This window comes from Salipiger marinus (genome assembly GCF_900100085.1).
GTDB classification, from domain to species: Bacteria; Pseudomonadota; Alphaproteobacteria; order Rhodobacterales; family Rhodobacteraceae; genus Salipiger; species Salipiger marinus.
Genome location: NZ_FNEJ01000031.1, coordinates 49120 through 54355 on the forward strand (window position 1 = coordinate 49120; position 5236 = coordinate 54355).

Genomic DNA, 5236 nt, shown 5'->3' on the forward strand with positions numbered 1-5236 from the left:
CTTTGACCTTACATGTCCGCCTGTGGCGGACGGGGGCAGAGCCCCCTCTGCCTGACCTCTCGGCGGCAGCCGAAACCGCGCTAGAGCCCGACCATGGCGCGGATGTCTCGTGGTGTCGCGCCTTCGGCCCGGAAACTGGCGATGGCGCGCGCATCGTCGCGCTTGGCCAGCCGCTTGCCCCCGGCGTCCCGGATCAGCGCGTGGTGGTGCCAGACCGGCTGCGGCAGGCCCAGCAGGTGCTGCAGCACCACATGGATGGCGGTGGCCTCGAACAGATCCCGCCCGCGCACCACATGGCTGATCTGCTGCGCCGCATCGTCAAGCACCACCGACAGGTGATAGGATCCGGGAAAATCGCGCCGGGACAGCACCACATCGCCCACCTCGGCCAGCAGGCGGGCGCGGGACAGGGCGATGCGCCCGGTCTGCCCTGATGGCCCCGCGCCGGTGTCGCAGAACCCGAGCCCGTCCCCCGCCAGATCCAGCGCGGGGGCCATGTGGAGCCGCAGCGCCACGCCGTCGGGGCGCGGCCCCGCGCCATAGCCGGGGGGCAGCAGGTCGCGGCAGGTGCCGGGATAGATCAGCCCGTCCGGGCCCATGGCGGGCGCTGCCCCTTCCTGCGGGGCGGAGGCTGCGGCGGCAATGTCGCGCCTTGTGCAATGGCAGGGATAGATCAGCTCGCGCCGCCACAGATCGTCCAGTGCCGCGCCATAGGCGGCGCGCCTGTCGGACTGGCGCAGCACCGGCTCTGGCCAGTCGAGCCCCAGCCAGCGCAGGTCGTCGTAAATCTGCGCCTCCCATGCGGGGCGGGAGCGGGTGCTGTCGATATCCTCGATCCGCAGCAGAAACGCCCCGCCCGCCGCGCGGGCCATGTCCTGCGCCAGCAGCGCCGAATAGGCATGGCCCAGATGCAGCGGCCCGGTGGGCGAGGGCGCAAAGCGGGTGCGCATCGCTCAGTCGTCGCTGTCGCGCCGTCCGTAGCGCCGCGCCCGCCGGTCCTCGCGCGCCTGAAAGATCAGCACCCAGGCCAGCAGGATGAACATGGGATGCGTCAGCCCGCCCGAGAACAGGATAGCCGGAACCCAGATCACGAAGACGACGATGGACAGGAAAATCCGCCCCAGCAGCAGGATCGACAGCGGCGGCAGGAACAGGGCAAGCACATAGTTCATGCGGGGATCACCTCCTCCTGTGCCGCAAGCCAGTCGGCCCATGCGGCCTTGGCGCGGTCGGTATAGGCCTTGTAGCGGTCCTTGCGGCCGCGTCTGCCGCCGCGCAGGCCGGTCAGCGGCTGGAACAGGCCGAAATTCACGTTCATCGGCTGAAAGCTCTTGGCCTCGGCGCCACCGGTGATGTGATGGATCAGCGCGCCATGGGCGCTGTCCTGCGGCACGGGCGGCAGCGGCTGGCCAAGGATCTCGGCCACGGCCAGACGGCCCGCGACCAGCCCCATGGCGGCGCTTTCCACATAGCCCTCGACCCCGGTGATCTGTCCGGCAAAGCGCAGATGCGGGCGCGAGCGCAGGCGCATCTGCGCGTCAAGCAGCGTCGGCGAGTTGAGGAAGGTGTTGCGGTGGATGCCGCCCAGCCGGGCAAACTGCGCGTTTTCCAGTCCGGGAATGCGGCGGAACACCTCGGTCTGCGCGCCGTATTTCATCTTCGTCTGGAAGCCCACGATGTTGTAGAGCGTGCCCAGAGCGTTGTCGCGGCGCAGCTGCACCACGGCATAGGGTTTCTGGTCGGGCTGGTGCGGATTGGTCAGCCCCACCGGCTTCATCGGGCCATGGCGCAGGGTTTCACGCCCGCGTTCCGCCATCACCTCGATGGGCAGGCAGCCGTCGAAATAGCCTGCGGTCTCGCCCTCGTGAAACTGGGTCTTTTCGGCGGCGAGCAGCGCGTCGATGAACGCCTCGTAATCGTCGCGGGTCATCGGGCAGTTGATATAGGCCTTCTGCTCGGCCTCGGTCTCGCCCTTGTCGTAGCGGCTCTGCAGCCATGCCTTGCCCATGTCGATGCTGTCATGGTGCACGATGGGGGCGATGGCGTCGAAAAAGGCCAGCGCCTCGGTGCCGGTTTCGGCCTGCAGCGCGCGCCCCAGCGCGTCCGAGGTCAGCGGCCCGGTGGCGATGATCCAGTGGCCCTGATCGGGCAGGGCGGTGATTTCCTCGGAGGAGACGGTGACATTGGGCAGCGCCCGCAATGTCTCGGTCACATGGGCCGAAAAGGCGTCGCGGTCCACCGCCAGCGCGCCGCCCGCAGGCAGGCGATGCGCGGTGGCGGCCTGCATCAGCAGCGAGCCCGCCTGCCGCATTTCCCAATGCAGCAGCCCTACGGCATTCTGTTCGTGATCGTCGGAGCGGAAGGAGTTGGAACAGACCATCTCCGCCAGATTGCCGGTTTGATGGGCGAAGGTTTCCACCTTGGGCCGCATCTCGTGGATGACCACGTCAAGCCCGGCCCGCGCCGCCTGCCAGGCCGCCTCGGATCCGGCCATGCCGCCGCCCACGATATGAAGTGTCTTGTCCATGAAGCGCAGATAGGACATCGCGCTGGCGCTGTTAAGAGGGCAGCGTGGCAAACGGGGGCTCTGCCCCCGCACCCCCGGGATATTTTCAGCCGAAGGAAGAGCCGGGATCAGTCGAGGCGGCCACCTTCGGGCAGGGCCTTGAGATAGGCGGCGACGGCGGCGCGGTCTTCGGCGGGAAGGGCGGCGAAATTGGTGATGACCTCGACCATATGGCCGCCCGCGCTGTCATAGTCAGGGGTGAAGCCCGATTCGAGGTAATAGGCGATGTCTTCCGCGCTCCAGTCCAGCTGGTCGGGGGTGAGGCCGGGGATGGTGCCGCGCCCCGACGGATCGGGCGCGCCGGTCAGCCATGCGCTGCGGTCGAGCCCGCCGAGCGCGGTGCGCGGGCTGTGGCATTCGCCGCAATGGGCCAGCGCCTCGGCCAGATAGCGGCCCCGGGTGAGGTCGGGCGTGCCGGGGTCGGGCAGCACGAAGCCGCGATCCGCGTAAAGCAGTTTCCAGACGCCGACGCCGCGGCGGAGGCTGAACGGGAAGGGCAGGTCATGCGGCTGGTTGGGCGTGGCATCGGCGGGCAGGGTCGCCATATAGGCCCAGAGGTCGGCCAGATCCTGCGGCGCCATCTGCGCATAGGCGGTATAGGGGAAGGCGGGATACAGATGCTGGCCCTCGGGCGAGATGCCGCGCGTCACCGCATTGGCGAATTGCGCGAAGCTCCAGCCACCGATGCCATGGTCGGGATCGGGCGAGATGTTGGGGGCGCGGAAGGTGCCGAAATCCGACGGAAAGCTCTGGCCGCCCGCCAGCACCAGCCGGTCCTCGCTGTCGGGGGCATGGTGGCAGGAGGCGCAGCCTGCGGCGGTGAACACCGCCTCGCCCCGGGCGGCATCGCCGCTGAGCCCGGCCAGCAGTTCCTCGGGGACGGGATCGGGGGCTGTCAGCACCCATCCGGCCCCGGCGAGTGCGACACCCGCCAGAGCCACACCTGCAAGCAGCCTGCGCATGGCTTACTGCGGGGCGCGGTAGGTGTCGTGGCAGGCCTTGCAGGCGCCGCCAAGCCCGCCCATGGCGGGGCCGATCGCCTCCTGCCCGGTGGCGGCAACCTGCTGCATCGCGCTGGCCGCTTCGCCGAAACCTGCCCATTTCGAGGCAAAATCGTCCATGTTGTCCCAGATCTCGGCCTTGGCCCGGGTGCCGTCCATGTCCATTTCCGACGAGCCTTCGGGCCAGAGCGGCGGCTGGTTGATGGTGGAGACGGCGACCAGTGTGTCAGCAGCGGCCTGGGCGGCTTCGGCGTCATATTCGGTCTTGCCCTGAGCCATGTCGCCAAGAATGCCAAGGTTGATGGCCATGATCCGGAACTGCCCCTGACGGGCCTTCACATTGCCGGACAGATCCTGCTCCTGCGCCAGCGCGCCCGTGGCAAGCAGCGCGACCCCCGCTGCGGCTGCAATCGTCATCTTCATCAGAAACTCCCTTGCTTGATCATGGCTGGGCGGGCGGATGCCCGGAAAAACCTTTGCCAGCGTAGCGTAACACCTTTGTGGATCAAGACTTTTGCGCGTGGCCCGCGCGGGCGACAGCCCGGCACGGGCGGCGGGAAATCCCGTTGGGAACAAGGGGGTTGCGGGGTGCTGCGGATCCTTTGGCACCGCGGCGGGGCAAGGGATCACGAAACCTTCATCATCCCCCTGCGGTCAGGGCCGCAGGGGCAGGCGCAGCCGGTCGGGCGACAGCGCCTCCGGCCAGCCGATCCAGCGTTCCACCGCGTAAAGCGCAAGGCAGAGCGCCAGCACGATCAGCACCAGCCTCACCCGCCCGGCAGAGGGCGGGTGGCGGACCCAGCGGGCCATGCGCAAAAGCCAGTGCAGCGGCATGTCAGGCGTCGGTGAAGCGCACCTTGCCGATGAAGGGCAGGTTGCGGTTGCGCTGCGCGAAGTCGATGCCATAGCCCACGACAAATTCATCGGGGATCTCGAAGCCGATCCAGTCGGCGCTGAGCTGCACCTCGCGCCGGGCGGGTTTGTCCAAGAGGGCGATGGTGCGCAGCTTGCGCGGCTTGCGGCTCTCGATCAGGTGGATGACATGGCTGAGCGTGAAGCCGGTATCGACGATGTCCTCGACCAGCAGCACGTCGCGGCCTTCGATGGGGGAACGCAGATCCTTGAGGATCCGCACCTCGCGGCTGGTTTCCATGCCGTCGCCGTATGACGAGGCTTCAAGGAAATCGACCTCCACCGGCAGGTGCAGTTCGCGCACCAGATCGGCGATGAACACGAAACTGCCGCGCAGCAGCCCCACCACCACCAGCTTCTCGGTGCCGGCGTATTCCGCCTCGATGTCGCGCGCCAAGGCCTCGATCCGGGCGGCGATGGATTTGGCAGAAATCATCTGGTCTACCACATAGGGCTTGTCTGGCATGGTTCTCCCCTTGCAAAGCCGGGCGCAGCATAGGAAACCTGCGGGCGTTGTCACGCGATAAAGGGGCGTCATGCCAACCCATTCCGAGACGAAGCGCCTGCCGTATACGGCGCAGCAGATGTATGATCTCGTGGCCGATGTCGCGAATTATCCGCAGTTCCTGCCATGGACAGCGGCCGCGCGTATCCGCACGCGCGAGGACAAGGGCGATCACGAGGTGATGCTGGCCGATCTGGTCATCAGCTTCAAGGTGTTCCGCGAACGTTTCGGCAGCCGCGTCACGCTGTGGCC

The 5236-nt window shown here is 67.7% G+C and carries 8 protein-coding genes; 1 reads left to right on the plus strand and 7 read right to left on the minus strand.

Annotated elements, in window-relative coordinates:
* Window positions 1-80: 80 nt before the first annotated feature.
* The 7 genes from gluQRS to hpt all read right to left on the minus strand — a co-directional run bounded on the left by gluQRS (window position 81) and on the right by hpt (window position 4945).
* On the minus strand, window positions 81-950 hold the full coding sequence (gene gluQRS / locus BLR51_RS24020; protein ID WP_089851768.1) for a tRNA glutamyl-Q(34) synthetase GluQRS: 870 nt from the start codon (window positions 948-950) through the stop codon (window positions 81-83).
* A gap of 3 nt (window positions 951-953) precedes the next feature.
* The gene (locus BLR51_RS24025; protein ID WP_089848542.1) at window positions 954-1172 is read right to left on the minus strand and encodes a hypothetical protein; all 219 of its coding nucleotides are present in this window, start codon (window positions 1170-1172) and stop codon (window positions 954-956) included.
* Window positions 1169-2527, minus strand: coding sequence for a methylenetetrahydrofolate--tRNA-(uracil(54)-C(5))-methyltransferase (FADH(2)-oxidizing) TrmFO (gene trmFO, locus BLR51_RS24030; protein ID WP_089848824.1), 1359 nt, complete (start codon window positions 2525-2527; stop codon window positions 1169-1171). Before trmFO ends, BLR51_RS24025 begins: the two co-directional genes overlap by 4 nt.
* A 107-nt stretch (window positions 2528-2634) precedes the next feature.
* On the minus strand, window positions 2635-3528 hold the full coding sequence (locus tag BLR51_RS24035; RefSeq protein ID WP_089848544.1) for a cytochrome c: 894 nt from the start codon (window positions 3526-3528) through the stop codon (window positions 2635-2637).
* A gap of 3 nt (window positions 3529-3531) precedes the next feature.
* Entirely contained in the window at window positions 3532-3990 is a 459-nt protein-coding gene (locus BLR51_RS24040; RefSeq protein ID WP_089848546.1) for a c-type cytochrome, read from the minus strand.
* A gap of 231 nt (window positions 3991-4221) precedes the next feature.
* Window positions 4222-4377 (minus strand): hypothetical protein, encoded by a 156-nt coding sequence (locus BLR51_RS24045; RefSeq protein ID WP_311135844.1) that lies wholly within the window; start codon window positions 4375-4377, stop codon window positions 4222-4224.
* A 25-nt stretch (window positions 4378-4402) separates the two neighbouring features.
* Window positions 4403-4945: a hypoxanthine phosphoribosyltransferase gene (gene hpt / locus BLR51_RS24050; RefSeq protein WP_089848550.1), complete on the minus strand. Its 543-nt coding sequence runs from the start codon at window positions 4943-4945 to the stop codon at window positions 4403-4405.
* 70 nt (window positions 4946-5015) lie between these two features.
* Between hpt and BLR51_RS24055 the strand changes: the two genes are divergently transcribed.
* Window positions 5016-5236, plus strand: a 221-nt coding sequence (locus BLR51_RS24055; RefSeq protein ID WP_278184872.1) for a type II toxin-antitoxin system RatA family toxin, incomplete at its 3' end; no start/stop codon positions are given.